At 72.3% G+C, this 26590-nt stretch carries 27 protein-coding genes; 14 read left to right on the top strand and 13 right to left on the bottom strand.

Annotated features, from left to right (window positions below):
* Positions 1-13: 13 nt before the first annotated feature.
* Positions 14-916 (top strand): DUF4097 family beta strand repeat-containing protein, encoded by a 903-nt coding sequence (locus tag ACXKZB_RS03590; RefSeq protein WP_488824742.1) that lies wholly within the window; start codon positions 14-16, stop codon positions 914-916.
* Entirely contained in the window at positions 913-1494 is a 582-nt protein-coding gene (locus ACXKZB_RS03585) for a PadR family transcriptional regulator (protein WP_111085559.1), read from the top strand. The genes ACXKZB_RS03590 and ACXKZB_RS03585 overlap by 4 nt, the downstream gene beginning before the upstream one ends.
* Positions 1495-1622: 128 nt before the next feature.
* Here the strand turns inward: ACXKZB_RS03585 and ACXKZB_RS03580 are convergent, their stop codons facing one another.
* On the bottom strand, positions 1623-2042 hold the full coding sequence (locus tag ACXKZB_RS03580; RefSeq protein WP_488824741.1) for a MerR family transcriptional regulator: 420 nt from the start codon (positions 2040-2042) through the stop codon (positions 1623-1625).
* 130 nt (positions 2043-2172) lie between these two features.
* Between ACXKZB_RS03580 and ACXKZB_RS03575 the strand changes: the two genes are divergently transcribed.
* From ACXKZB_RS03575 to ACXKZB_RS03560, 4 genes are all read left to right on the top strand, one after another.
* Positions 2173-4410: an APC family permease gene (locus ACXKZB_RS03575; protein WP_488824740.1), complete on the top strand. Its 2238-nt coding sequence runs from the start codon at positions 2173-2175 to the stop codon at positions 4408-4410.
* An 11-nt stretch (positions 4411-4421) separates the two neighbouring features.
* A complete protein-coding gene (locus tag ACXKZB_RS03570; RefSeq protein ID WP_488824739.1) occupies positions 4422-5177 on the top strand; it encodes a hypothetical protein in 756 nt (251 codons plus the stop codon).
* Between the two features lie 53 nt (positions 5178-5230).
* The gene (locus ACXKZB_RS03565; RefSeq protein WP_123310260.1) at positions 5231-5476 is read left to right on the top strand and encodes a DUF3072 domain-containing protein; all 246 of its coding nucleotides are present in this window, start codon (positions 5231-5233) and stop codon (positions 5474-5476) included.
* A gap of 109 nt (positions 5477-5585) precedes the next feature.
* Positions 5586-6026: a DoxX family protein gene (locus tag ACXKZB_RS03560; RefSeq protein WP_488824738.1), complete on the top strand. Its 441-nt coding sequence runs from the start codon at positions 5586-5588 to the stop codon at positions 6024-6026.
* A 266-nt stretch (positions 6027-6292) separates the two neighbouring features.
* Here ACXKZB_RS03560 and ACXKZB_RS03555 read toward each other — a convergent pair whose 3' ends face one another.
* Positions 6293-7420: an NAD(P)-binding domain-containing protein gene (locus tag ACXKZB_RS03555; protein WP_488824737.1), complete on the bottom strand. Its 1128-nt coding sequence runs from the start codon at positions 7418-7420 to the stop codon at positions 6293-6295.
* A 158-nt stretch (positions 7421-7578) separates the two neighbouring features.
* On the opposite strand from ACXKZB_RS03555, the gene ACXKZB_RS03550 reads away from it, so the two are divergent.
* Positions 7579-7797: a DUF3073 domain-containing protein gene (locus tag ACXKZB_RS03550; protein WP_123310266.1), complete on the top strand. Its 219-nt coding sequence runs from the start codon at positions 7579-7581 to the stop codon at positions 7795-7797.
* Positions 7798-7966: 169 nt separating this feature from the next.
* Here the strand turns inward: ACXKZB_RS03550 and purM are convergent, their stop codons facing one another.
* Positions 7967-9064: a phosphoribosylformylglycinamidine cyclo-ligase gene (purM, locus tag ACXKZB_RS03545; RefSeq protein ID WP_488824736.1), complete on the bottom strand. Its 1098-nt coding sequence runs from the start codon at positions 9062-9064 to the stop codon at positions 7967-7969.
* Positions 9065-9137: 73 nt separating this feature from the next.
* Here purM and purF point away from each other — a divergent pair, with 73 nt between their 5' ends.
* On the top strand, positions 9138-10595 hold the full coding sequence (gene purF, locus ACXKZB_RS03540) for an amidophosphoribosyltransferase (protein WP_123310271.1): 1458 nt from the start codon (positions 9138-9140) through the stop codon (positions 10593-10595).
* Positions 10596-10678: 83 nt separating this feature from the next.
* On the opposite strand, the gene ACXKZB_RS03535 is transcribed toward purF, so the two are convergent.
* The gene (locus tag ACXKZB_RS03535; RefSeq protein WP_111085569.1) at positions 10679-11074 is read right to left on the bottom strand and encodes a hypothetical protein; all 396 of its coding nucleotides are present in this window, start codon (positions 11072-11074) and stop codon (positions 10679-10681) included.
* Between the two features lie 162 nt (positions 11075-11236).
* Between ACXKZB_RS03535 and ACXKZB_RS03530 the strand changes: the two genes are divergently transcribed.
* Positions 11237-13768, top strand: a complete 2532-nt coding sequence (locus ACXKZB_RS03530; protein WP_488824735.1) for a helix-turn-helix transcriptional regulator — start codon at positions 11237-11239, stop codon at positions 13766-13768.
* A gap of 249 nt (positions 13769-14017) precedes the next feature.
* On the opposite strand, the gene ACXKZB_RS03525 is transcribed toward ACXKZB_RS03530, so the two are convergent.
* Positions 14018-14380, bottom strand: coding sequence for a sterol carrier family protein (locus ACXKZB_RS03525; protein ID WP_488824734.1), 363 nt, complete (start codon positions 14378-14380; stop codon positions 14018-14020).
* Positions 14381-14437: 57 nt separating this feature from the next.
* Here ACXKZB_RS03525 and purD point away from each other — a divergent pair, with 57 nt between their 5' ends.
* Together purD and ACXKZB_RS03515 are read left to right on the top strand one after the other, a co-directional pair.
* On the top strand, positions 14438-15706 hold the full coding sequence (purD, locus tag ACXKZB_RS03520; RefSeq protein WP_488824733.1) for a phosphoribosylamine--glycine ligase: 1269 nt from the start codon (positions 14438-14440) through the stop codon (positions 15704-15706).
* On the top strand, positions 15703-16572 hold the full coding sequence (locus ACXKZB_RS03515) for a phosphoribosylaminoimidazolesuccinocarboxamide synthase (protein ID WP_488824732.1): 870 nt from the start codon (positions 15703-15705) through the stop codon (positions 16570-16572). Before purD ends, ACXKZB_RS03515 begins: the two co-directional genes overlap by 4 nt.
* Positions 16573-16663: 91 nt before the next feature.
* Here the strand turns inward: ACXKZB_RS03515 and ACXKZB_RS03510 are convergent, their stop codons facing one another.
* On the bottom strand, positions 16664-17869 hold the full coding sequence (locus tag ACXKZB_RS03510; RefSeq protein ID WP_488824731.1) for a PP2C family protein-serine/threonine phosphatase: 1206 nt from the start codon (positions 17867-17869) through the stop codon (positions 16664-16666).
* 143 nt (positions 17870-18012) lie between these two features.
* On the opposite strand from ACXKZB_RS03510, the gene ACXKZB_RS03505 reads away from it, so the two are divergent.
* A complete protein-coding gene (locus ACXKZB_RS03505; RefSeq protein ID WP_488824730.1) occupies positions 18013-18333 on the top strand; it encodes a hypothetical protein in 321 nt (106 codons plus the stop codon).
* Here ACXKZB_RS03505 and ACXKZB_RS03500 read toward each other — a convergent pair.
* Positions 18308-19927: an MFS transporter gene (locus tag ACXKZB_RS03500; protein WP_488824729.1), complete on the bottom strand. Its 1620-nt coding sequence runs from the start codon at positions 19925-19927 to the stop codon at positions 18308-18310. The two genes, ACXKZB_RS03505 and ACXKZB_RS03500, sit on opposite strands and share 26 nt — an antisense overlap.
* A 121-nt stretch (positions 19928-20048) precedes the next feature.
* Entirely contained in the window at positions 20049-20768 is a 720-nt protein-coding gene (locus ACXKZB_RS03495) for an alpha/beta fold hydrolase (protein ID WP_340197917.1), read from the bottom strand.
* Positions 20769-21017: 249 nt separating this feature from the next.
* Here ACXKZB_RS03495 and ACXKZB_RS03490 point away from each other — a divergent pair, with 249 nt between their 5' ends.
* Positions 21018-21542: an MmyB family transcriptional regulator gene (locus ACXKZB_RS03490; RefSeq protein WP_488824728.1), complete on the top strand. Its 525-nt coding sequence runs from the start codon at positions 21018-21020 to the stop codon at positions 21540-21542.
* Here the strand turns inward: ACXKZB_RS03490 and ACXKZB_RS03485 are convergent.
* The 4 genes from ACXKZB_RS03485 to ACXKZB_RS03470 form a co-directional block, all read right to left on the bottom strand.
* Entirely contained in the window at positions 21532-22431 is a 900-nt protein-coding gene (locus ACXKZB_RS03485; RefSeq protein ID WP_488824727.1) for a helix-turn-helix domain-containing protein, read from the bottom strand. The genes ACXKZB_RS03490 and ACXKZB_RS03485 overlap by 11 nt on opposite strands.
* A 47-nt stretch (positions 22432-22478) precedes the next feature.
* Positions 22479-23300 carry a helix-turn-helix transcriptional regulator gene (locus ACXKZB_RS03480; protein ID WP_488824726.1) on the bottom strand — a complete coding sequence of 274 codons (822 nt, stop codon included), beginning with the start codon at positions 23298-23300 and terminating at the stop codon, positions 22479-22481.
* Between the two features lie 172 nt (positions 23301-23472).
* Positions 23473-24093, bottom strand: coding sequence for a signal peptidase I (gene lepB / locus ACXKZB_RS03475; protein WP_488824725.1), 621 nt, complete (start codon positions 24091-24093; stop codon positions 23473-23475).
* Positions 24090-24650, bottom strand: coding sequence for a hypothetical protein (locus ACXKZB_RS03470; protein ID WP_488824724.1), 561 nt, complete (start codon positions 24648-24650; stop codon positions 24090-24092). Before ACXKZB_RS03470 ends, lepB begins: the two co-directional genes overlap by 4 nt.
* A 127-nt stretch (positions 24651-24777) precedes the next feature.
* Between ACXKZB_RS03470 and ACXKZB_RS03465 the strand changes: the two genes are divergently transcribed.
* Complete coding sequence (locus ACXKZB_RS03465) at positions 24778-25563, top strand: SDR family oxidoreductase (protein WP_488824723.1); 786 nt, start codon at positions 24778-24780, stop codon at positions 25561-25563.
* Positions 25564-25606: 43 nt separating this feature from the next.
* Here the strand turns inward: ACXKZB_RS03465 and ACXKZB_RS03460 are convergent, their stop codons facing one another.
* Complete coding sequence (locus tag ACXKZB_RS03460) at positions 25607-26491, bottom strand: VOC family protein (protein ID WP_488824722.1); 885 nt, start codon at positions 26489-26491, stop codon at positions 25607-25609.
* Positions 26492-26590: the final 99 nt, after the last annotated feature.

Here is a 26590-nt window from a genome sequence, read left to right as displayed (position 1 = left end):
TGGAGGAAGCACCATGGCGCAGGAGAAGTGGCTCGTCGACGAGCCCAAGGTCATCGACACCGGCATCGTCCGCACACTCCGTGTCGGACTCGTCGGTGGTCAGGTGGACGTCGTCGCACACGACGAACCCACCGCACGGGTCGAGGTCCACAGCGTGTCCGGCAAGCAGCTGAAGATCGAGGTCGACGGCGACACGCTCACCGTCGACCACCCGCAGATCCGGTGGGACGACCCCATCGGGTTCCTCAAGTCGTTCCGCGGCAAGGCGCTCGCGGACGTCAGCATCCTGGTCCCTCGCGACGCCTCGGTCACCCTGGGCGTCGTCTCGGCGGGCGCCCTGCTGTCCGGCACGAACCGCGGCGCGATGCTCAACACGGTGTCCGGCGACCTCGTCGTCGACGGTGTCGCCGGCGACGTGACGGTCAACGCCGTCTCGGGCGCGACGACCATCCGCGAGCTCGACGGCGCGCTGACGGTCCACACGGTCTCGGGTGACGTCGTGGCCACGGGTGAGATCCCCCGGTTCCAGGCGGACGGCGTCTCGGCCGACGTCGTGCTCGACCTGCACGGCGTGCCGGAGTCGGCACGCGTCAACACGGTCTCCGGCGGCGTGAGCGTCCGGCTCGAGGACGGCGTCGCCTACCAGTGCACCGTCAGCACGGCGTCGGGCAAGCTGCAGTTCGACGACTCCGAGATCCGCGGTGTGCGCGGCTCGTACGTCAAGCAGGGCGGCGAGCTGGCCGGCCAGTGGCTCGACCTGCGGGTGAACTCGGTGTCCGGCGACATCGCGGTCCTGCACGCCCCGCCGGCAGCCGCCGAGGCCCGGACGACCCCGGCCGCGCCGACCACCCCGGCTCCGCCGACTGCTCCCGCCGCCGACACCACACCGACCAACGACGGCGAGGTGCCCGCATGAGTCCCGTCTTCGCCCACGGCCACCTCCGCCTGTACCTGCTCGTGCTGCTGGCGGACCACCCGATGCACGGCTACGAGCTCATCCAGGCCCTCGGCGACCGGTTCGGCGGCACCTACGTGCCGAGCGCCGGCACCGTGTACCCGCGCCTCGCGAAGCTCGAGGAAGAGGGCCTCGTCTCGAAGACCGCCGACGGCCGCAAGACCGTCTACGCGATCACCGAGGCCGGTCGCACCGAACTCGCGGCGCGTGCCGACGAGATCGCCGCGGTCGAGTCCGGGGTCGCCGACTCGGTGAAGTCCCTGGCCGACGGCGTCCGCGCCTCGGTCGGCGAGGCGATGCGCTCGCTCCGTGCCGACCTCGCCGCCTCGGCGGAGAGCCCCGGCACCGGCTCCCACGAGGACCCCGTCTCGGTCCCCTCCGAGAGCGCCCGCGCCCTGCGCGAGCTCGAGATGGCGCTGTCGTCGTTCCGGCAGCAGGTCCGCGCGGACCTGCGTCGGCGCGCGACCCGCGGCACGCTCCGCGCGGACACCGTGACGCGTCTGCGGGACGGCCTGGAGGCCCTGCGCAAGTCGCTCTGACGGCCCGAGCCCACCTGCCGGTCGCGCCCCGCGCCTCCCGGCCGCCCGCCGCACCGCCCGCCCTCGGAACCAGGTTCCGGACACAGCACCACGCCGATCCGTGGTGTCGTGGCCGGAACCTGGTTCCGTCACGGCACGGGGGCGAACCCGTCCAACACGTCCACCACCGCCAGACGCTCACCGTGCTCGATGCGGGCGATGGTGGTGCGGACGGCTGCCAGCTGCCGGGCGAGCCGGTCCCGCTCGCGCTCGAGGCCGACGACGTGCGCGGCGAGCGCCGACGCGTCGTCCGGATCGGCGTCGAGCCGCCGGCCGATCTCGGACAGACCGAGGCCCGTGCCGCGCAGCAGCAGGATGCGCTGCAGCCGGACGAGTGCCCGGTCGTCGTAGCGGCGGAGTCCGCCGTCGCCGACGGCGGTGGCCGGCAGCAGTCCGATGGCGTCGTAGTGGCGGAGCGTGCGGCTCGACACCCCGGCGGATCGCGCAACGTCGGCGATGCCGTGGGGCGCTTTCGCAGCTGCGGCGGCGTTGTCTGACGGATCCCTCATGCACCTCACCGTAGAGGTTGACGCTGCGTCAACCGCAAGGGGCCGCCCGGAGTCGGAGCGGGCGACGCGCGCCCGACCGGGAATGACTGCTCGGACACCCGTGTTGACTCCCGCCCGGAACTGAGTAGGTTTGCCGCTCGTGACGAACGAGGTCCGGTCGCTGAAAGCGCGACTGATCGGGGATCCCCTCCCCTCCGAGAAGCTCGAAGGACAGCTCCTCCCGAAGCACCTGGCACTGCCGATCTTCGCGAGTGACCCGCTGTCCTCCGTCGCGTACGCACCGCAGGAACTCCTGATGATCCTGCTGCTCGGGGGCATGTCGTTCCTGACGTTCGCACCGTGGGTGGCCGCACTCGTCGTGCTGCTGCTCGTCGTGGTCGTCGCGTCGTACCGGCAGCTCATCAAGGCGTACCCGTCGGGTGGTGGCGACTACGAGGTGGCGCACCGGAACCTCGGCGAGAAGGCCGGCCTGGTCGTCGCGAGCGCACTGCTCGTCGACTACGTGATGACGGTCGCGGTGTCGGTGGCGTCCGGCGTGGACAACATCATCTCGGCACTGCCGATGCTGAACGACGTCCGCGTCGAACTCGCGCTCGTGTTCGTCGTGCTCCTCGCCGCCACGAACCTGCGCGGGGTGCGGGAGTCGAGCAAGGCGTTCGCCGTCCCCACCTACCTGTTCGTGGCGTCCGTCTTCGTGATGGTCGTCACCGGCCTGGTCCGGGTCGCCACCGGGCACGCCCCCGTCGCCGAGTCCGCCGGCTACACCGTCGACAACGTGGAGCACACCACCCAGGCGGCGTTCGTCCTGCTGCTCCTGCGCGCGTTCGCGTCCGGCTGCTCGGCGCTCACCGGCGTCGAGGCCATCGCGAACGGCGTGCAGGCCTTCCGGCGCCCGAAGATCAAGAACGCGCAGGCGACCCTGGTGGCGATGGGCGGCATCGCGATCGTCCTGTTCATCGGGCTCATCACCCTCGCGCTCGTGTCCCGCGTGCACTACGCCGAACGCGCCTGCGACCTGCAGGGGTTCGCCGACTGCGCCTCGACGCCGCAGCGGTCCCTCATCGCCCAGATCGCGGCGGCGACGTTCGGCGACAACTCGGTGCTGTTCTTCGTCATCCAGGCGACGACCGCCGCGGTCCTGCTCCTGGCCGCGAACACGGCCTTCAACGGCTTCCCGCTGCTCGGCTCGATCCTGGCCCGCGACTCGTACGCCCCGAAGGCCCTGTCCACCCGCGGCGACCGGCTCATCTACTCGAACGGCGTCATCGTGCTTGCGCTCGTCGCCGCAGCGCTGCTCGTGGTCTACCGGGCGAACGTCACGAGCCTCATCCAGCTGTACATCATCGGCGTCTTCGTGTCGTTCACGCTCGGGCAGACGGGCATGGTCGTGCACTGGACCCGCCTGCTGCGGGCAGACCGGACCGGCGCCGGCGACCCGTCCGTCAACCGTGCACAGGTGCTGCGCTCGCGCACCATCAACGCGATCGGCGCCACCTTCACCCTGGTCGTCCTGGTCATCGTCACGATCACCAAGTTCACGCACGGCGCCTGGCTCGTCTTCCTGATCATGCCGATCCTGTACGTGCTCATGCTCGGGGTGAACCGCTACTACCGCGACGTCTCGCACGAGATCGAGGCCGACGTCGAGACCGAGTTCGGCGCGACCGGCGACCACGCAGTCGTGCTGGTGAACAAGCTGCAGAAGCCCGTGCTGAAGGCCATCGACTACGCGATCGCGGCCGAGCACGCCAGCTGCGAGGCGGTCCACGTCGCGATCGACGACGCCGACGCCCAGCACCTGCGCGACCAGTGGGCCGAGTACGGCATCCGGATGCCGCTGACCATCGTGCCGAGTCCCTACCGCGACATCTCGATGCCGCTCATCAAGTACATCAAGGCGCACCGGCTCGAGCACGGCTCCGAGGTCGTGACCGTCTACACCCCGATCTTCATCGTCGGGCACTGGTGGGAGGGCCTGCTCCACAACCACCGCGGCCGTCGCATCCGCAAGAAGCTCCTGCTCGTGCACGGCGTCACCGTCGCGCTCGTGCCGTGGCTGCTCGACTCGTCCGAACTGCTCTACGGCCGCCGGTCGCGTCCGCTGCCCGGCCAGGAGCGTCGCGGCGAACCGGTGCGCCCACCGCTCCGCCGGTCCGCAGCGGGTTCGGCCGCGGCACCGGTCGACGGCTCGGCCGACGACCGCCTGGCCCGGTCCGCGCAGCGGAACAGCCTGCAGCCGCGGAACGGTCCGCAGCCGCGACGGGCCACTCGTCCGGCGGGTCCCGCCGAGGGCGTCGACCCCGCGCTCTGCACGGGTGAGCTGCACGCGCTCGTGCCGACCTCGCCGCGCCGGGGCGACGAGTCGTAGCATCTGACGTCATGACGATCACGGACCTGCGGACGTTCGCCACGTTCGACGGCCACGGCGGCAAGGTGTCGAAGCGCGTCGAGGTGCTGGACCACGAGCCCGCCGCGGGTAGCCCCCACGAAGGACTCGTCGCGGTGCGCGGCGAACACCCCCTGGGTGCGCTCGACGAGCACGCCGCCGACGAGTCGGCAGCGCTGGCGCGCGGCGTCCCCAGCGTCGGCTGGGTGGACCCGTCGACACTGCGCGACTGGTACCGCCCGGACCGCGTGGTCATCACCCGTCTCGAGGCGCGGCAGTCCGGCATCGAGCCCGGTCTGTACGCCGATTCGCGCGGTCGTGGACGGGTCCGGATCGACGGCCTGGAGGCACGGCTCGCCCCCGACGGTCGGCCCGCCTTCCGCGCACTGGCCGGTTCCGACGCGCCCTGGGTCGTCGACGTCCCGCTGCCGACGGACCAGGCGGTGCGGCTCGTTGCGGTGTCCGAGGTCGACGAGGGCTTCGAGGTCGTGACCGCTCCGGTGTCCCCGTTCCTGCAGCCCGGCGAGTACGCGGCGTACGACGACGACGTCCCCGGGCTGCCCCCGCGGCCGTCCAGCGGCCGGATCGTGGTGTCCGCGACGGTGCTGCTCGACGGCTCGCTGCACGAGGTCGAGCGGATCGACGAGCAGGCCGCGACCATCTGGGTCCGGCGCGACGGCCGGGCGGTGCCGATCGCCACGAGTGCGGTCGGCCCGGACCTGGTGCGCTACACGGCCACCCCGGCCTGACGGGGGACAGGCGGCTGCGCGGTACGTCGGGGGTGCGGCGTAGCGTCCCCGGCATGAGTGATGCAGAAGAGACCCTCGGCGGAGCCCGTCCGGACCCGTCGACCGACGCGAGCAAGGACCCCGAGCAGTGGGTCACCGGTGACGAGCCGATGACCGGACCGCAGCGCAGCTACCTCGACACCCTGGCCCGCGAAGCCGGCGAGGAGCTCTCCGCCGACCTCACGAAGGCCGAGGCCTCGGAGCACATCGACCGCCTGCAGCAGCAGACCGGACGCGGCACGGACTCGTCGGGTTCCTGAGTGGGGGTCCGCCCTTCGGCGGACCCCAACCTGGGCGTGTTCTGGTGATGTCCGGACAGGCCCCCGGACGAGGGACATCGATGACGCGTCACCGGTTACCGTCGTGGCCATGCGAACGACATCGACCTCCATCGGCCTGACCGCGCTCCGCATCGTCCTCGGGGTGGTGTTCATCGCCCACGGCGCGCAGAAGTTCGCCCAGGGCATCCCGAACGTCGCCCAGGGCTTCTCCGGCATGGGCGTCCCGCTCGCCGACGTCGCCGCGCCCCTGGTGGCTGGTCTCGAACTCGTCGGCGGCGTCCTGCTCGTGCTCGGCGTCGCGACCCGCGTCGTGGGTGTCCTGCTCGCCGTCGACATGGTCGTCGCGGGGTTGCTCGCGCACGCGTCGTCCGGCTTCTACTCGCAGGACGGCGGCTTCGAGTACGTGCTCGTCCTGGCGGTCGCGTCGCTCGCCGTGGCCCTGACCGGTCCGGGGCGGTTCTCGCTCGACGCCGTGTTCCTGGCGGCGTCCCGCCGGCGTCGTGGCGTGCAGGAGCCCCTGCCCGCCTGACCCGCGCTGCGCCGGAGCTGCCTGCGGCCGCCTGCGGCCGCCCCGTCGCGCTGCGCACGGTGCGCGCTTCGTGGGCCCGTGCGAGGTTGACCGCTCGGTGCGCCGACAGAGCCTCGCACCGAGCTGGCAACCCCGCACCGCCCGACGAACCTCGCACCGTGCGCAGTCCGCCGACCCCGCACCGCCCGACGAACCTCGCACCGTGCGCAGTCCGCCGACCCCGCACCGCCCGACACACCTCGCACCGTGCGCAGGTCCGGAGCGGCTCACGCGGCGGCGAGCACGTCCATCACCTGGCGGGCGATGAGCCGTCCGGCCCGGTTCGCGCCGATCGTCGACGCCTGCGGCCCGTACCCGGCCAGGAACAGCCGCGGCTCGTCGACCGATCGACCGTCCACCACGACGACCCCGCCGGCCGCGGTCCGCAGGTGCAACGGCGCAAGGTGCCGCAGATCGGCGCGGAATCCGGTCGCCCAGAGCACCGCGTCGGCGTGCACGTGCGTGCCGTCGGCCGTGACCACGCCGGTCTCGTCCATCCGGGTGAACATCGGCTGGTCGCGCAGGACCCCGCGGTCGATGCCCGCCCGGATCCGCCGCGAGACCGGGACACCGGTGCCGCTGACGATGCTCGGCAGCACCTCGCCGGCACGGGCGGCCCGGTCCTGCTCGTCGACGGCCGCGACCGCGGACTCGAGGTCGAGCGACGCGGTGTCCGCCCACACCATCGGCCGCCGCGTGAACCAGTGGGTGGACCGGGCGACACCGTCGAGCTCGAGCAGGAAGCCGATGGCACTCGTCCCGCCGCCGACCACGACGACGTCCTGCCGCGCGAACTCCACGGCGCTCCGGTAGTCGGTGGTGTCGAGTTGTCGTCCGCGGAACACGCCACGGCCCGGGTACCACGGCACGAACGGGGTGCCCCAGGTCCCCGACGCGTTCACCACGACGTCGGCGCGGATCCGGGTCTCCGTGCCGTCGGCGGACCGCGTCGTGACGCAGAGTGCGCCAGCTGCCGTGTCGCCGTCGAGCCGGGAGACCGACGAGACCGAGACCGGACGTCGGACCCGCAGGTCGTAGTGCTGCTCGAACCGCCGGTAGTACTCCCCCACGACGTCCCGGGCGGGTCGTGAACGATCGGCGTCGTCGAACTGCAGACCCATGGCCCGCATCCCGGGCAGGTCGTGCACGCGGTGCGCCGCGCCGAGCCGCAGGGCCTCCCACCGGAACTGCCAGGCACCACCCGTGCTCGGGGCGCGGTCGAGCAGCACCAGGTCGGTGCCCGGGACGAGCCCCTGACGGCGCAGGTGGTATCCCACGGAGAGTCCGGCCTGCCCCGCACCGATCACGACCACACGGGCGTGCTGGTCGACTGGGTTCTCGATGGGTTCGGTCATCACTTCGATTCTCCTGTGCGCGGAGCCGTCGCGGCGACGTCCAGATCGAGGTACATGGTAGAGTGATCGGCAGATTTCAAACCACGAACCGTCTGGTTCCCCGAGTGATCTTCCGTCATTCGCCAGGACCGGACCAGAGCCGAACGAGGGGGTCACGCATGGGGCGCGGCCGTCAAAAGGCGAAGCACACCAAGGTTGCCCGTGAGCTGAAGTACTTCAGCCCGCAGACGAACTACGGTGCACTCGAGCAGGAGCTCTCCGCCGGACAACACTCCGATGACGATCTCGTCGACCGCTGGGCGGACCAGTACGGTCCCGAGGCGGCAGACGACGCGGACGAGTTCGAGACCGAAGCGGACCAGAACAAGTCCGCCTGACCTGCATCGCCGTCACGCCGCGCGCCCTCGGGCAGCGCGGCGTTTCTGCGTGCCCGGGCAGCCAGCTGCCGAGGTCGTGCGATGCGCCGCCGGCCGGACGTCGCGGTCGCACGGACTGCTGCCCGGACCACGTCCGAGCGGCAGTCCGTGCGACCGCGACCAGCCCGGGTCAGGCGGCGTAGCTCCCGACGAGCCGCACCGCGCCACCGTCGACACCCTTGGCGCCCTGCTCGAAGCCGGACAGCTCGCGGGCCGACGTGGCGATCGTGCCGACGGGCCAGGCGGGCATGCCTGCCACGCCGAGCGACTCGATGACGTCCACCGCGGCGCTGGCGGACACCACTGCGAACATGCCGATGCCCAGGTTCCAGGTGCCCTCGGTGTCCTCGATCGGCGTCCCTGCCATGTCGGCGAGCACCCGGAAGACGGGGAGCGGCTGCCAGGTCGAGCGGTCGACCTCGATCCAGGAGCCGACGGGCAGGACGCGCGCCAGGTTCGCGGCGATGCCACCACCGGTCACGTGCGACAGGGAGTGCACGGCGCCCGGGTGCTGCTCGAGCAGCTCCAGCAGCGGCGTCGTGTACAGGCGGGTGGGCTCGAGCAGTGCTTCACCGACGGACACGCCGCCGAACTCGGGCAGCTGGTCCGTGTACCCGACCCCGCGCGACGCGAGGATGTGCCGGACGAGCGAGTACCCGTTCGAGTGCAGCCCGGACGACTCGATCGCGAGCACGACGTCGCCGTCCTGCACCAGGTGGGCGCCGAGCTGCGAACCGGCCTCGACGACACCCGTCGCGGCACCGGCCACGTCGTAGTCGTCCGGACCGAGCAGCCCCGGGTGCTCGGCGGTCTCGCCACCGACCAGTGCGGTGCCCGTCGCCGAGCAGCCGCGGGCGATGCCGGCGACGATGTCCGCGATGCGGTTCGGGACGACACGCCCGCAGGCGATGTAGTCGGTCATGAACAGCGGCTTCGCGCCGACCACGACGATGTCGTCGACGACCATGCCGACCAGGTCCTGCCCGATGGTGTCGTGCTTGTCGATCGCCTGCGCGATGGCGACCTTGGTGCCGACGCCGTCGGTCGAGGTCGCGAGCAACGGGTGCGCGAAGTCCTTCAGGAAGGACACGTCGTAGAGTCCGGCGAAGCCGCCGACGCCGCCCAGCACGTGGCTGTTGTGGGTCGCCGCGACGGCGGACTTCATGAGTTCGACGGCGAGGTCACCGGCGGCGGTGTCCACTCCGGCTTCGGCGTACGGGTTGGGCATGCGGAGTCCTTCGCGGTGACATGGCAGACTTGTTCGGTACCCCCCGATTCTACGGTCTGGAGCACACCCGCGAATGTGCGGCATCGTCGGCCTCGTTGCACAGGGCCCCGCCAACCAATCCATCTACGACGCACTGCTCCTCCTGCAGCACCGCGGGCAGGACTCGACGGGCATCGCCACGGTCGAGGGTCACGTGCACCACATGCACAAGACCCGCGGTCACGTGCGGGAAGCGTTCCGCACCCGTGACATGCGCGCGCTCCTCGGCACCATGGGCCTCGGCCACGTGCGCTACGCCACCAAGGGCGCGGCGAGCAACGAGGAAGAAGCGCAGCCGTTCTACGTGAACGCGCCGTACGGCATCGTCCTCGTGCACAACGGCAACCTCACCAACACGCGAGAACTCACGCGCGAGCTGTTCGACATCGACCGTCGGCACCTCAACACGACGAGCGACACCGAGCTCCTGGTGAACGTGCTGGCGCACGAGCTGCAGGGGCAGGTCCGCGGCACGGACCTCGACGCCGGGCAGGTCTTCGACGCCGTCGAGCGCGTGCACGAGCGCGTCGAGGGCTCGTACGCCACGATCGCGACGATCGCCGGCCACGGGCTCCTGGCCTTCCGCGACCCGTTCGGCATCCGGCCGCTCATCCTCGGGCACAAGTTCGACGAGGCCGGCCAGCCCGAGTGGGTCGTGGCGAGCGAGTCGCTGGTGCTCGAGTCCGGCGGCTACGAGATCGTCCGCGACGTCGCCCCGGGTGAGGCGATCTTCATCGAGATGAACGGGCAGATGCACGCCCGGCAGTGCGCGAAGAACCCGCGGCTCGTGCCGTGCTCGTTCGAGTACGTGTACCTGGCGCGGCCCGACTCCGTCATGAACGGCATCTCGGTGTACGACGCCCGCCTGCGCCTCGGCAACCGGCTGGCGGACACCATCGAGCAGTACGCGCCGACGGGCGACATCGACGTCGTGATGCCGATCCCGGACTCGTCGCGGCCCGCGGCCATGCAGGTCGCGCGGAAGCTCGGCATCGAGTACCGCGAGGGCTTCTACAAGAACCGCTACGTCGGCCGGACGTTCATCATGCCGGGCCAGGCGGAGCGCAAGCGGTCCGTCCGGCAGAAGCTCAACGCGATGTCGTCGGAGTTCAAGGGCAAGAACATCCTGATCGTCGACGACTCGATCGTGCGCGGCACGACGAGCAAGGAGATCGTGGAGATGGCCCGCGCCGCCGGTGCGAACGAGGTCACCTTCACGAGCGCCGCGCCCCCGGTCCGGTTCCCGCACGTCTACGGCATCAACATGCCGACGCGCGACGAGCTCATCGCCCACGACCGGAAGATCCCGGAGATCAACAAGGTGCTCGGCAGCGACCACCTGATCTACCAGGAGATCGGCGACATGCGGGATGCCATCATCGAGGGCTCCGACGTGACCGACCTCGAGATGAGCTGCTTCACGGGCGAGTACGTCACGGGCACCGTGAGCCCGGAGTACCTGTCCTGGGTCGAGGCGAACCAGCTCAGCTAGGTCGCGTCCGAGACGCACCCACCTGACGGACGGGAGGCCCGTGGCGGTGTCGCCACGGGCCTCCCGTCCGTCATCGCCCGCGGCTACGGCCGCTGGTCGCCGTGCTCGTCGATCTCGCCGTCGACCGTCTCGGGCGGCAGCTCGACCTCGACGCGCTCCGCCGTCAGGCGGGCCGCGCGCCGGGCGAAGACCCGGTCGAACACGACGGCGACGACCGCGCCGACGAAGGCGCCGATCGTGACGCCCCACAGGCTGAAGTAGCCCACGAGGCTGCCGAAGCTCGACTCTTCCTGCTGGCCACCGAGGTTCATGGTGAGCGAGACGACGATCAGGGTCGCGATGAACCCGAGCACCGCGCCGCCGACGATGAACACCCCGAACTTCGGCGCACGACGGATCGTGACCTCGTCGGAGGTGGAGACGGCATTCGGCGCGGGGGCCGGGACCGGCTGGTCGTCGGGTCGATCGGTGTTGCTCACCCACCCATTGTCCCCCACTGTGGGACGTCCCCCGGCCTGTGCGCGCACTCCGATCCGGGAGAGGATGATCCGTACCGCTTGGTATCCCATGGGCAGGAGGTGACACGGATGCGAGAACGGACCGTACGGGGGCGAGGCCGCACCCCCGGCATCCCGGCGCGCGTGACCTGGCCCGTGATGCAGCGTCGCGAGGAGGACCGTGCCGTGTCCGTCGTCGCGGAGCACCGGTGGAGCGTCGCGCTCGTCGGCGCTCCCGGTCTCGGCAAGAGCACCGTCGCGGCCCGCGTCACCGACCGCGTCGCCGGACGGGACGGCTCCGGCCGCACGGTCGTGGTGCCCATCACCGCCGTCGCCACCGGGCGGTCGATGCCCTTCGGGGCGATCTCGGACCGCTTCGGCGAGCTGCCGGCGACCCTGTCCGAGCTGTCCGACGACTCCGGGGCCGAGCAGCGTCTCCGGGCGATCGCCGACCTCGCGGACCGTGACGTCCTGCTGCGCGTCGACGACGCCGACCACCTCGACGCGATCTCCGCCCGGTACGTGGCGTGGCTCGTCCGGCACCAGGGCGTTCGGCTCGTCCTGACCTGCCGCGACTTCACCGCGCTGTCGGAACCGCTCCGCGCCCTGTGGCAGGACGACCTGCTCGAGCGCATCGACCTCGAGCCGCTCAACCTGCGCGAGACGTCGACCCTGGTGGCCGAGGCGCTCGGCTCGCAGCTCGAGAACGCGTCGGCCGAGCGGGTGCACCGCGCGACCGCCGGCAACCCGCTCTACCTGCGCGAGGTCGTCCGGGCCGCCCGTACCTCCGGCGCCCTCGAGCACACGGCGTCCGGGTGGTACTGGCGGGGGCGGGTGACCGCGTCGAACAGCCTCGCCGACATGTACCGGACCGAGCTCGGCGCGCTGCCGGAGGACCTGCGCGACGTCGTCGACATCGTGGCACTCGCCGACCCGATCCCGCTCGCGCGGCTGCTCGGTCTGGTCAGCGGCGGCGACGTCGACCGCGTGGTCGCACTCGGTCTGGTCCGGATCGACTCGCTCGACGACGGCGCCGCGGTGGCCCGTCCGCAGCACCCGCTCGTCGGCGAGGTCATCCGCGCCCTGGTCCCGGTGGCCCGGCGCACGGCGCTGTTCGCCCGGGCGAACGCCTTCCGCGCCGACAGTCCCGAGGGCGCTCCGCCCGCCGCACGGTTGCGGTCGGCGCTCTGGGCCCTCGAATGCGGTGTCGTGCCGCCGGTCGAGCAGCTGCTCGACGCGGCGCAGGTCGCGGTGCGGCTGCAGGAGCACGAGAGCGCGATCGCCCTGACCTCCGCCGCACTCCGTCGGACGCTGCACCCGAACGAGCAGGTCGCCGCGCGCTGCCTGCGGTCACTCGCGTACTCGTACAGCGCCGGGCGCGAGGCCGGTCGCGCCGACGCCGAGGCGGCCTGGGCGGTCGTCCGTGCGGACCACGCCACGGTGGACGACGCGTTCGTGGTCGAGGCCTGCGAGATCCTCGCCAACATCCGGCAGTTCCACGACGACGACGTGCTGGCCGCCGTGGCGCTCACCGACGCCGCCAGCCGCCTGGTGTCCGGCGAAGCGGTCGAACGGCTCCGCCTGTTGCGGCTCGCGCACCTCGGCTGGGGCGGGCGTTTCGACGAGGTCCGGGCCGAGCTCGAACGCAGCGGCATCGTGCACGCCCCGACCATCCCGTTCGTCTTCCTCTGCGTCGCCCCCTGCGCGATCATGGCGCTCGCGACGGCCGGCCGGCTCGACGACGCCTCGGCCCTCGGCCGCCGCGCCCTGGCCACCGCGGTCGAACACCTCGAGGACGCTCCCTGGAGCGTCGGCGAGATCGTGTCCGTGCTGCACCAGGTGCAGGTCTGGCGGGGCGACCTCGCCGATCTGCTCACCGAGGTGCCGGTCCGGCGCTCCAACCCGTACCTGAAGTACGACTTCACGCTCGAGCTCATCGGGGACGGCAACCTCGCCATCGGGCAACGGCGCTGGGACGACGCGATCGCGGCGTTCTCGGCCGCCTGCGAGCGCTACGACGTCGCGGACCACGGCGGCTTCGCGGCGTACCCGTGGGCGCGGCTCGCGATGGCGTACGCCTACGCCGGCCGGACCGAGGACGCGACGCGTGCCCTCGACCGTGCGCGGGCCACCCCGCAGCGGGCGATGCGGATCACCGGGGAGCAGGTCGCGGTGACGATCGCCTGGACCGAGGCGGTGCTCGGCAACCCCGCGGGACTCCGCCACGCCGACGACATCATCGACCGCGCCACGGCGAGCGGCGCGTGGACGCACGTCATGTACGCGCAGACGCTGCACTACGCGATGGACATGCTGCACGGGCGCGACACCGGCGCGTCGCTCGGTCGGATGCGCGGGGCGGCAGCCCGGGTCGACGGACCGCTCGCCGCGGCGATCGTCGAGTACGCCGACGCCCTGACCGCACGTGACCGCACGCGGGTGATCGCGGCGGAACGGGTGCTCGCGTCGCACGGCATGGCGGTCACGGCGGGTCGGCCGAAACCACCGCTCACGAACCGCGAGTACCAGGTCGCCGAGCTCGCGGCGCGGGGGTTGAGCAACCGCCTCATCGGCGAGGAGCTCGGGCTCTCCACCCGGACGATCGACGCCCACCTGTCGCGGGTGTTCGCCAAGTGGGACGTGCACGCGCGGTCGGAGCTCGCCGGCCTCTTCTGAGCCGCCCTGTCACGCAAGAACGTTGCGCATTGCAGCACGACGCGCCGGTCCGGTTGACACGTTGTGTGGAACTTCGCGTACCTTGGTCCCTGTCGCCGGGTTCGGACCCGTTCGGGTCGGGTCCGAATCCCGGCGACTTCAAGCGTAGGCGTGCGGTTCATGCGGCCGCATCGGTAGGGACTACCTAATTCGGTTCGTCCGCCTAGGTACTCGGCTCCGTCGCTTCCAGCGGGCCGGTGGTCGACGCGACTAGAGCGCGACGCGCACCGGCAGGAACGCCGTCAGGTCCGCGCGCGACCCGGATGCGCTGACGCGCGACTGCGCGACCGCCTCGTCCCAGGTCAGCTCCTCGGTGGCGAGCGCGAGCCACGTCGTGGCGTCGGTCTCCACCACGTTCGGCGGCGTACCACGGGTGTGACGCGGGCCGGGGACGGCCTGGACCGCGGCGAACGGCGGTACCCGGACCTCGACGCTGTTGCCGGGCACGTCGTCGGCGAGGCGCTGCAGGGTCCACCGGACGGCGGTCGCGACGGTCGCCCTGGCCGTGTCGCCCTGCTGCACGGCGGTCAGTGCGGCGCGGCCGGCGGCGTCCTCGATCCTCCTGGGTGGCATCTCCACAGGCTAGCCGTCGCCTCGCGGGGGGCGAGTCCTCCTCGGTAGGGTGATCGGGTGCGAATCCTCGTCCTCGGTTCCGGTGCCCGCGAGCACGCGATCATCACGGCCCTCCTCGCTGAACGGGCGGGCCACGTCATCACGGCCGCTCCCGGCAACGCCGGCATCGCCGCCGACGTCGAGACCGTCTCCCTCGACCCCACGAACGGTGCGCTCGTCGCCGAGTACGCGATCGAGAACGGTGTCGAACTGGTCGTCGTCGGGCCGGAGGCACCGCTCATCGCGGGCGTGGCCGATCCCGTGCGCACCCGGGGCATCCCGGTCTTCGGGCCCGGCAAGGCCGCAGCCCAGCTCGAGGGGTCGAAGGCCTTCGCCAAGCGGATCATGTCCGAAGCGAACGTGCCGACGGGTCGCCCGGTGTACGCCGGCACGGCTGACGAGGCCGTCGCGGCGATCGACGAACTCGGCGCACCGTACGTCGTGAAGGCCGACGGTCTCGCCGCCGGCAAGGGCGTCCTCGTCACCGAGGACCGCCAGGCCGCGATCGACCACGCCACCTACTGGCTGCAGCACGGGCACGTCGTGGTCGAGGAGTTCCTCGACGGCGAAGAGGTCTCTCTGTTCTTCCTGAGCGACGGGCACGACGTCCGCCCGCTCAGCCCCGCGCAGGACTACAAGCGCCTGGCCGACGGCGACCTCGGACCGAACACCGGCGGCATGGGCGCCTACTCGCCGCTGCCGTGGCTGGCCGATCGTTGGGCGTCCGAGCAGGCCTTCGTCGACGAGGTCACCGAGCTGGTCGCGCTGCCCACCGTCCGTCGCCTCGAGCACGAGGGCACGCCGTTCGTCGGCCTGCTCTACTGCGGCCTCATCGTCACGGAGCAGGGTGTCCGGGTCATCGAGTTCAACGCACGCTTCGGCGACCCGGAGACCCAGGTGGTCCTCCCCCGCCTGGCGACGCCGCTGAGCGGACTGCTGCTCGCCGCCGCGACCGGGCAGCTCGGGGGCACGCCAGCGCCGGAGTTCCGCGACGAAGCCGCCGTGACCGTGGTGCTGGCGAGCGAGGGCTACCCGGAGAACCCGCAGACCGGCCGACCCATCACCGGCATCGACGCCGCGAACGCCCGCGACGGCGTCTCCGTCGCCCACGCCGCCACCGGGGTGCTCGACGACACCCTCGTCGCCACCGGCGGCCGCGTGCTCAGCGTCGTCGCGGTCGGTTCCGACTTCGCACAGGCGCGGGAGCGCGCGTACGCGGGACTCGGCGACATCACCCTGCAGGGCGCGCAGTACCGCACCGACATCGCCGCGAAGGTCACCCGATGAGCGGCGCGCCCGTGATCGCCGGCTGGGACCACGTCTCGTCGGGCAAGGTCCGCGAGCTGTACGTGCCGACCGGCACCCCCGACATCCGGAGCGCGTCCGAGCTGCTGCTCGTGGCGTCCGACCGGGTCAGCGCGTACGACTTCGCGCTCGAGCCGCCGATCCCGGGCAAGGGCGAGCTGCTCACCCGCCTGTCGCGGTTCTGGTTCACGCAGCTGAGCGACGTGCCGAACCACATCATCGGCCCGTCGTCCGGCGGCACCCCCGTGCCGGCCGAGGTCGAGTCGCGGTCGATGCACGTCATGCCGCTCGAGATGTTCCCCGTCGAGTGCGTCGTGCGCGGGTACCTGGTCGGCAGCGGCTGGGCCGAGTACCAGCAGACCGGCAGCGTCTGCGGCGTCGCCCTGCCCCAGGGGCTGTCGAACGGCGACCGGCTGCCCGAGCCGATCTACACGCCCGCCTACAAGGCACCCCAGGGCGAGCACGACGAGAACATCTCGTACGAGCAGACCGTGGACCTGGTCGGTGCGGACGTCGCGGCGACGCTGCGTGACCTGTCGCTGCACGTGTACACCGAGGCGGCGGCGATCGCCCTCGAGCGCGACGTCGTGATCGCGGACACCAAGTTCGAGTTCGGGCAGGACGCCGACGGCCGGATCCGGATCGCGGACGAGGTCCTGACGAGCGACTCGAGCCGGTACTGGGACGCCCGCGCCGACGGTCGCACGGACTCCTTCGACAAGCAGATCGTGCGCGACTGGCTCAGCGCCCACTGGGACCGCCAGGGCACGCCGCCGGTGCTGCCCGAGGCGATCGTGTCCCGCACCGCCGCGCGCTACGCCGAGCTCATCGAGCGCCTCGGCGCCTAGCGAGCCGGGCGACCGCCGGCGCCGAGCGAGCTGGACGACCGCCGGCGCCGAGCGAGCCGGACGACCGCCGGCGACCGCCGACGGCCCGTCGTCAGAGGTCGCGCGCGACGACGACGACGGTCAGGTCGTCGCCCGGGTCGTGGTCGACCGCACGCGACCGCACCCGCTGCAGGAACGTCGCGACGTCCGGCGACTCGCGGTAGAGCGCCCCGAGCTGCGACAGCGACGCGAGCGTGGAGTCCCACAGCTCGAGCGCGCCGTCGCTGACCACGATGACCACGTCACCCGGCCGCATGACGAGCGATCCCGAGGCACGTTCGATGCCCGCCGGGTGCAGCCCGATCGGCAGGTCCGACGACCGCAGGATCCGCTCGGCGCCGTCGTCGCGGAGCTGCAGGACGAGCCCGTGTCCGGCGTCGGTGAAGTCGATCCGACCGGTCGAGGGGGTGAGCCGGCCGTGGAACAGCGTCGCGAAGGACTCGGCGCGGCTGAGGTCGGGTGCGACCTGCGCCTCGAGCTCGGCGACGGCGACGTCGGGTGCCACGTCGCCGCGGGCGAGCAGGGCGCCGCGGATGTTCGCGGCGAGCAGCCCTGCCGACATGCCCTTGCCCATGACGTCGGCCACCGTCAGGTGCACCGCGTCGTCGCCGGAACGGTGCCAGTCGTGGAAGTCGCCGGAGACGACGCCGTGCGGGACGGACAGGCCCGCGATGCGGTAGCCGGGCACGTCGACCGTGCCGGGTTCGAGCCCCGCGAGCACCGAGCGCAGGCGGTCCTCGTCGGCACCGGCGGCCAGTTCCCGCTCGGCCCAGACGCCGAGCTCCTGGAGCAGGGCGAGCTCGTCGGCGTCGAGGGTCCGCGGTTCGGGGTCGATGAGGCAGAGGGTGCCGACCTTGACGTCGTCGTCGCCGAGCCGCAGTGGCACGCCGGCGTAGAAGCGGACGTTCGGGTCACCGACGACCATCGGCATGTCGGAGTAGCGGGCGTCGATGCGCGCGTCGGGTACCAGCACGGGGCCGTGCGACCCCATCGTGCGCCCGCAGAAGGTGTCCTGCAGCGGGATGACCGGTCCGAAGTGGGCGTCGCTCTGCTGGGACTTGATCGTCAGCGAGGTGTCGCCCGCCAGGTTCAGGAACGAGCCGGACACGCCGAGGGCCTCACGCGCGATGCGGGTGATCCGGTCGAACCGTTCCTCGGCGCCACCCTCGACCACGTCGAGCGCGGCGAGCAGTGCTGCTCGGCGCACGGCGTCGGGCGCGCTGGTGACTGGGCCGGTCGTCGCGGTCTCCGGGTGCATGCACCCACGCTAACGCGCCAACCGGACAGGGCCTGTCCCCACTACGGAGGACGCACCACCCCAGTCCACGGGGCAGGCACGCCGCGCGGACGCGACGGTCGTCCCCGGTCCGGACCGACCCGGCGCCGGACTACCCTGGACGCGTGTCCCGCCCCGTCCTGCCCACCGTCGCCCTCGCTGCGGCGGCCCTGCTGACGCTCGCGGGGTGCGGCGCCCACGACTCCACCGGCCAGGTCTCGGTCACGGTGTCGGACAACGCCGCCGACCACCCGTACGAGGTCAAGGTCTTCGCGTCGACGGGCAAGCTGTCGGAGCACCAGCGGGTGTTCCCCGGCGGCACCGCGGACTTCGCAGGCGTCCCGCTCGGCACGGTCACGGTGCGTGCTGGCGAGCTGTGCCCGCAGACGACGACGGTGACGAACGACGCCGTCGCGACGGTCACGCTGACGACGACGGGCTGCTGACCCCCGGCGCCACCAGGTGTTCGACGCGGGGCTCCCCCGCGACCCGGCGGACGGCCTCGAGGGTCCGTGCGTCGTCGCCGGTCTGCCGGACCTCGTGCTGGTCGACGTGCTCCTGCCAGGACCCGACCCGGAACGCCTCGACCCACGCTCCGGGCCCGGTCGCGGTGTCCCGGTACAGGTTCCAGTCGCGCGCGCCCGTCCGCCGCCGACTGTGCCCGAGGAGCGCGGCGGCGGCGCGGAAGGTGTCGACGGCGCCGTCCGGCACGGTCCAGTGCACGAGCACCAGGGTCTCGCCCGTGGCGGCGGCGTGGTCGTCCGGCACGATCGTGACGTCGCCGAACGGCATCGGTGCGACGGCGCGCTGCCGGTCGGTGAGCGCCGGGAACCCCGACACGACGATCAGCACGGCGCTCAGAGCGGTGACCACCCCGGCCCCGGCGAGTACCCCGACGACGCCGAACGGCGTGGCCACGACCCCGGCGAGCGCCGCACCGACCGCGGTGCTGCCGAACAGGACGAGCTGGTAGGCGGCCAGTCCCCGCGCTCGGACCCAGGCGGGCAGGAACGCCTGCACCGTGCCGTTCAGGGTGGTGACGACCCCGATCCACGCGACGCCGCCGACGACCAGCGCGACGAGGACCACGGACAGCACCGGGACGAGCGCGACGACGACCATCGTGGCGCCGAACACCACCGAGGCGACCCCGACCGTGCCGCCGGTGCCGAGCCGCGCGCGGATCGCCGGCATCGCGAACGCGCCACCGACCGAGCCGATGCCGACCGCGGCCAGCAGCAGCCCGTAGCCGCCGGAGGTGAGTCCGAGCGGCCCGTCCGCGACCAGCGGCAGGAGCGCCCACAGGGCGTTCGCCGGCACCATGAACGCCGCCAGCTGCAGGAGGAGCCGACGGACGACCCCGGCGTGCAGGACGTACCGGAGTCCGGCCCGGGTGGCGTCGATGAACGGTTCCGCCCGGGTCTCCGGCCGTCGGTACCCACGCCACGTGACGAGGACCACGAGGAACAGTGCGAACGACAGCGCGTTCGCCGCGAACACGAACGGCACCCCGAGCTGCGCGATCACCATCCCGGCGAGCGCCGGACCGATCGACCGGGCCACGTTGACGCCGACCGAGCTGAGCGCCGCCGCGTCGGTGATCATCGCCCGCGGCACGATCTCGGGCACGAGGGCCTGGTACGCGGGCAGCTGCAGGGCCGACGCGGTGCCGAGCAGGAACGTGACGGTGAGCAGGAGCGCCGGTGTCATCTGTCCCGTCGCGGTGAGCACGGTCATCGCGACCCCGACGACCACCTGGAACGCCTGCACCCCGATGAGGAGCTTTCGACGGTCGACGAACTCGCCGATCACGCCCGCCGGGATCCCGATGAGCAGGACCGGCAGGCTCGACGCGGTCTGCACGAGGGCGACGACGACGGGCGCCGCGTGCTCGTCGACGAGCAGCCACTGTGCACCGACCGTCTGCATCCAGCTGCCGACGTTGCTGACGAGCACCGCGATCCACAGGGCGCGGAAGACCGGGATCGCGAGCGGCGCGAGCGCACCGCCGCGGGGCGTCGTGGTGGGTTCGACGGTCACGTCGCCTCCTCGGGGTGGGGCCGGGGACCGTCCGGGAGGCACGGTGCGCGTCCGACGCGCGCCGTGCCTCCCGGCCTGGTCGCCTGCAGATCGCTGGTCGCGTCGTCGGCGGTGGGCCGCGTCAGGACGTGGCAGTGGCCGTGGCCGCGCGCTCGATGACGTCGGCGACGTCCCGCGGGTGGGTCTGCATGACGAGGTGCGGTGCGGGGAGCTCCGTCACGTCGGTGATGCCGGCGCGGGTGTACCCGAAGCGCTCGACGTCGGGGTTGATGGTGTGGTCCTCGGACGACACGATGGCCCACGCCGGGGTCGTCTTCCAGGCGGCGGCCGAGGCGGGCTCGCCGAACGCGGCACCGGACAACGGGCGCTGCGAGACGGCGAGGACCTCGGCGATCCGCGGGTCGAGGCCACCGGCGAAGACGGCCGGGAACGCGTCGATCGCGACCGAGACGTCGGTGCCGTCCTCGGCTCCGGCGACCGGGTACGGGGTGTACACGAGGTTGGCCGCGAGGTCGGAGTCCGGGAACCCGCCCTGCAGCTGGCCGAGGCTCTCGCCGACGTCCAGGACGTACCCGGCGACGTAGACGAGCCCGACGACGTTCGCGGCCTCGCCCGCCACGGTGATCACGGCGCCGCCGTAGGAGTGCCCGGCGAGGACGACGGGGCCGTCGACGTGCTCGGCCACGGCCCGGATCGAGGCGGCGTCCTCGGCGAGGCTGCGGTTGTACACGGGCGGCACGAGCACGGTGTGGCCGCGGTCGAGGAGCTCCCGGGTGACGGGGGCCCAGCTGGCGGCGTCCGCGAAGGCGCCGTGGACGAGGACGATGGTCGGTGCGGTCATGGGCGGCCTCCTGCGGGCTGGCGCGGTGCCGGGCGGTGGTGCCGGCGTCGCCACGCTAGGTCCGGCCGGCCTCGGCCGTCCTGTCCCTGTCGTGCCCAGGCAGCGCAGCGATCGGCCCCGCCGCACCCGGACGGTGGCCCCGGCACCGTCGGGAACGCCGCGCGGTCCGCGCGGGCGGGCACGCCGTCGGCCGAGCCGGGTCCTCGCGGGACCCCTTTCGCCCCGAGGGGAACGTCTAGCGTGAGCAAGATGGACAACGGGGACGGCACGACGACGACGTCGGCCCAGGACTTCGTGGACGCACTCGCCGAACCGGCCGTCGTCTTCGACCGGTACCTCGACGTCGTGGCGGCGAACCGTCTCGCCGGGGCGGTCTCGGCGTCGTTGACGGTCGGCACGAACCTGGCGCGGTTCACGTTCCTGAACCCGCACGTCGAGGACTCGGTCGCCGGGTGGGAGGTCGAGGCCCACCGCACCGCGGCGACCTTCCGGGACTCACTCGAGCAGCACGAGGCGGACACGCGGTTCCGACAGCTCCTCGGTGAGTTGATGGCCAGGAGCCCGGCCTTCGCGAGCGAGTGGGCGGCCGGCGCCGACCGGGCTGCGCACCGTGGTGTGACGACGTTCGACAACCCGCTCGTCGGACGGCTCCTGCTGCGGTGGGAGCAGTTCCGGCGGCAGGAGGACCCCGAGCACGTGCTGGTGGTCTGGACCGCTGCGGACGACGACGCTGCCGCGCACCTCGACGCCCTGCGCGCGGTGCTCAGCCGCTGATCGGTTCGCCGTCGACCGGTGCCGTGCGCAGCACGTCGGCACTCGTCCGCAGCGCGTCGGCACCCGTCCGCCGCACGTCGGGTCGGACTTGCGCCGCGAGGTAGGCGACGGCCGCCGCTGCCGGGGTGCCCGGGTCGGCCCAGAAGGTGACGAGCACGTGCGAGCTGCCGGGGATCGCGAAGTTCTGCCAGCGGAACTCGATCCACCCGATCGGGTCGATCCAGTGCCGTGAGGTCCCGGTGCGCTGGACGGCGACGTCGTGCCGTGCCCAGATGCGGGCGAAGTCCGGGTCCTGCAGGGTGAGCGTCCCGACGATCTCCTGCAGGCGGGGGTCCTCGGGTTCGGCGTGCAGGCGCAGGGCGGCGACGACGCGGTGTGCGGTCTGCTCCCAGTCCACGGCGTGCTGCCGCGAGGCCTCGGTGAAGATCTGCAGGACGAGGTTGGCGCCCGGTTCCATGTACCCGGGTCCGAGTGCGCTCGCGAGCGCGTTGGACAGGATGATGTCCTGGTTCCGGTCCATCACGAACGCCGGGGTGTGCGCCCACTGCGCCAGCAGCGCCCGGACCGAGTCGTCGATGCCCGGCGGGTCGATGCCGAGGGGCCGTCGGCGCTCGGCGTGGGCGATCCGTCGCACGTAGTCGAGCGCCTCACCGTCGAGCCGCAGCGCCCGGGCCAGGGCCACCAGGACCTGGTCGGACGGCTGGTGGTCACGGCCGCGCTCGAGCCGGAGGTAGTACTCGGCGCTGATGCCGGCGAGCCGGGCGACCTCTTCGCGCCGCAGCCCCTCGACGCGGCGTCCGGGCTCGCGGGCGAGTCCGACGTCCTCGGGCTGGACGAGTGCCCGACGGGCGCGGAGGTACTGACCCAGACCGGACCGTCGCGCATCCACGGATGCAGGATAGCCGGAATCCGCAATGTACGTGAGAACCGCGGTTCTCAGACGGCGCCGGGTCCTCGGGCGATGGTCTCGTGCGGTTGCTCGCCGAAGCGCGCGCGGTAGTGCGCAGCGAAGCGTCCGAGGTGCGTGAACTGCCACCGTCGGGCGACGTCGCTCACCAGCAGCACTCCGGAGCGTGAGCGCCCGAGCTCGAGGTGGACCCGGTCGAGTCGGACCTCGCGCAGGTACTGCATCGGCGTCACTCCGAGACGCCGGCGGAAGAGGGCCTGCACGCCCCGCTCGGTCAGGCCGCACGAGGCCGCGATGTCGCCCACCGAGAGCGGCCGGCCGGCCTGGTCGTGCACGAAGCGGATCGCGCGACGCATCCGGTGCTCGACGTCCGATCGCGACGGCGCGAACGTGGACAGCACGACGGTGGCGATGCGCCGGTTCACCGCGGCCCGCTCGTCGGCCGGCAGCGCCGGGTCGAGCACCCGATCGGTGACGTCGCGCAGCAGTGCCCGGAGCGGCTCGATCCGGGGGTCGGCGGCGTCCGGCTGGCGGAAGTCGGCCACGCCGTCACGGTCGCCGAGCAGGGCCGGCGCCAGGTGCAGCAGGGTCATGGCTGTGGCGTCGGTGTCGAAGCCGTACGCCACGGACGCGGAGAGCATCATCGGGCGTTCGGCGCCGACGTCCCAGGTCGAGCCGTCGTCCGCGGTCAGACGGGCACGGCCGTCGGCGAGCCAGAAGACCACGTGGTCCGGACGGGGCCCGATCGTGCCGGACCGGTGTCCGGGCGTCCCGATGCGCCGGATCGACAGGTCCGCGTCACCCCCGGTCACGTAGTCCATCGGCGCAGCGTCCATGGGCACAGCGTCCATCGGCGCAGCGTCGTCGGGCGCTGCGTCCATCGGCACAGCGTCGTCGGGCACAGCGTCCATCGGAACAGTGCCTCCCCCCGCTCTGCGCCGGACGGTCCGGCCCGGGAACCGGAACGCTACCGCACCGGACGGCGGGGGCGGGCAACGACCGCCCCGGACCGCTCAGGACCGCTCAGGACGGGTCCGGCACCTGGTCCCACTCGTCGGCGTACCGCGAGAGCACCGTCCACCGCGACACCGGCCACGTGGTGATGAACGCACGACCGACCACGTCGTCGACCGGCACCGTGCCGTGCACCCGCGAGTCCGCCGAGTTGTACCGGTTGTCGCCCATCACCCAGATGCGCCCCTCCGGCACGGTGATGTCGAAGTCGGTGCCGGAGACCCGGTCCGACCCGATCTCGGGCACCACGTACGGTTCGTCGACCGGGTGGCCGTTCACCGACAGGTGACCACCGGTGCCGCAGCACGACACGGTGTCGCCCGGCAGACCGATGACGCGCTTGATAAGGTCGTCGCCCTGCCCGGTGCCGAGCCAGCCGCCCGGGTCCTGGAACACGACGACGTCACCGCGCTGCAGCGGGACGGCGCCGGGGACGAGTTCGTTGACGAGCACGCGGTCGCCGATGAGCAGCGTGTTCTCCATCGACCCGGACGGGATGGAGAAGGCCCGGACCAGGTAGGTCTTCACCAGGAACGACGCCAGCAGCGCCACGACGACGATGACCACGAGGTCGCGGAGGAACCTCCAGCCGGCCCGCTTCGGCTTCGGCTCGGACTCGGCGGCACTCAATGCGTCAACACCACCTTCACGAGACCGATCACGAACGCCACGGCGGCCAGCACGATGCCGCCCCAGAGCCCGAGGAACGTGGGGCGCTTGCCACTGAACCGCTGCATGAAGACACCGACCATCCCGATGCGCACCACCAGGATGACCAGGGCCGCCGTCTGCGCCCACCCCGCCGGGATCCACCCGGCCCACGCCACCGCGTACAGCACCGCGGGGATGAGCCCGGACGTCGCGATGGGGTTCGCGTTCCGCATGATCGTCGCGACCGATTCGCGCCGGGCGTCGTCGGTCTCGGACTCGTCGCCGCCGAGCCCGTGCGCCACCAGGTGCGCGAGGACGTGCGCCAGGTAGGTCAGCACCGCGGTCGCCAGGACGGCCCAGATCGCCGAACCGTGGTGGATCGCGGCCGGGTCGACGGCGATCGCGGCGGCGAGCACCGTGATGTTGCCGTAGATGTAGGACGACATCCGGTCACGGACGTGCTCGATCGGCAGGTCGCGCGGGTCCGGACGACCGCCGCGGGGTCCTCGTCCGAGCGGTGGTCGTGTGCGTGGCATCCGTCCATCTTGGCCCTCGCGTGCCGCTCCTCGCCGACAGGACGCCGAGTGCGGTGGCCACGCGCGTGCCCGGTTCCGGCAGACTGGGTGGCGATCGGTGCGACGGAGCACCGAAGAGGAGGCCCGCATGACGTCCGCACGACCACTCGCCCTGGTGACCGGCGTGGGCCGCAGAGCCGGCATCGGCGCGGCGCTCGCCACCCGGCTGGCGACCGACGGCTGGGACCTGGCCATCTCGTGGTGGGGCCCGTACGACGACCGCGTGAGCGGTGGGGCAGATCCCGACGGGGTCGAGTCCGTCGTGCAGGAGTGCGAGTCGGTGGGTGCGCGCGTGACGCGCCTCCCGGTCGACCTGGAGGACCCGGAACAGGCTGCCGCGCTGGTCGGCCGTGCCGAGGCGGAGGCGGGCGCGCCCGTCACCGCGCTGGTGATGTCGCACTGCGAATCGGTGGACTCGGACTTCCGGACCACGACCGTCGAGTCGTGGGACCGGCACTTCGCCGTCAACGCCCGCGCGCCGTTCCTGCTCGTGCAGGCGTACGCGGCTGCACTCGAGCGCGCCGGCGACGCCGCACCACGCGACCGTCGGCGGATCGTCGCACTGACGAGCGACCACATCGCGTACAACCTGCCGTACGGGGCCTCGAAGGGTGCGCTCGACCGCATCGTGTTCGGCGCCGCGAAGGAGCTCGGCAGCCTGGGCGTCAGCGCGAACGTCGTGAACCCCGGCCCGAACGACACCGGGTGGATGTCCGACGACGTCAAGCGCTGGGCGGTCGAGGGGACGCCGCTCGGCCGGCTCGGTCGACCGTCGGACACCGCGGCGCTCGTCGGGTTCCTCTGCTCGGAGCAGGGCGCCTGGGTGAACGGCCAGCTGCTGACGTCCGACGGCGGGATCTCGAACCGCGCCTGACCGGCGGCAGCCAGCCGAGACTCGGCCCCTCGCGACCCGCTCGTCAGCCGCGACCGGGCGCGGTCACCTCGATGCGGTTCGCCCACGGGTCCTCGAACGCGACCGTCCGGCCGTCGTCGGCGGTCTGCACCCCGGTGTCGTGCATGCGCGACACGAGGGCGCCGAGGTCGTCGGCCCCCGGCACCTCGATCCGCACGAGTCCGAGCCCGAGGGCGAGCTGGCGGCGCCCGGCCCCGCGGGAGTTCCAGGTGTTCATCGCCATGTGGTGGTGGTACCCGCCGGCGCTGACGAACAGGGCCTCACCCCACCCGGCCGTCGTCGCGAAGCCGAGCTTGTCGACGTAGAACGCCTTCGCGCTGGCGACGTCGCCGACCGACAGGTGCACGTGGCCGACCTTGCCCGGGCGCTCCGCGGCGGTGTCCAGGGCGTCCTGCGTCAGGTGCTCCTGCAGGAACGCGTTCGGGTCGACGTACTTCGTGTCCATGTCGACCATGCCGTGCGTCCACGACCACTCGGTGCGGTCGCGGTCCCAGTACAGCTCGACGCCGTTGCCCTCGGGATCGGTGAAGTAGAACGCGTTGCTCACCAGGTGGTCGGCGCTGCCGGTGAAGGTCTGCGGGAACTTCGTCGCGACCGAGTACAGCGCCGCGGCCAGGTCTGCCCGGGTGTCGAACAGGATCGCGGTGTGGAACAGGCCGGCGTCGTGGGGGGCCGCGTGCTGCATCGACGGCGCGTGCTCGAGGATCACGATCGGGATCGCCAGACCACCGGCGCCCGGTCGCCCCAGCACGGCGACGCCGCCTTCGTTCGAGAGCAGCGCGAGCTGGACGCCGTCGCGGTAGTAGCCGATCATCCGGTCGAGGTTCGCGACGCGGAGGGTGACGGCACCCATCCCGGTGTCGGCGGCGAGGAGGTCCTGCGTGTGCATGGCACCAGTGTGCGCCCGTTTGGTTGACGCGTCAACCAAATGGGTTCGTCGGCTGCACCAGAGCGACAGATCCACGCAATCCCGGCGGGAGACACCCGC

The sequence above is a fragment of the Curtobacterium sp. ABR8 genome, from assembly GCF_057812125.1.
Note: the sequence above shows the minus strand (reverse complement) of the source record. Positions and strands in the feature narration are given on the sequence as shown.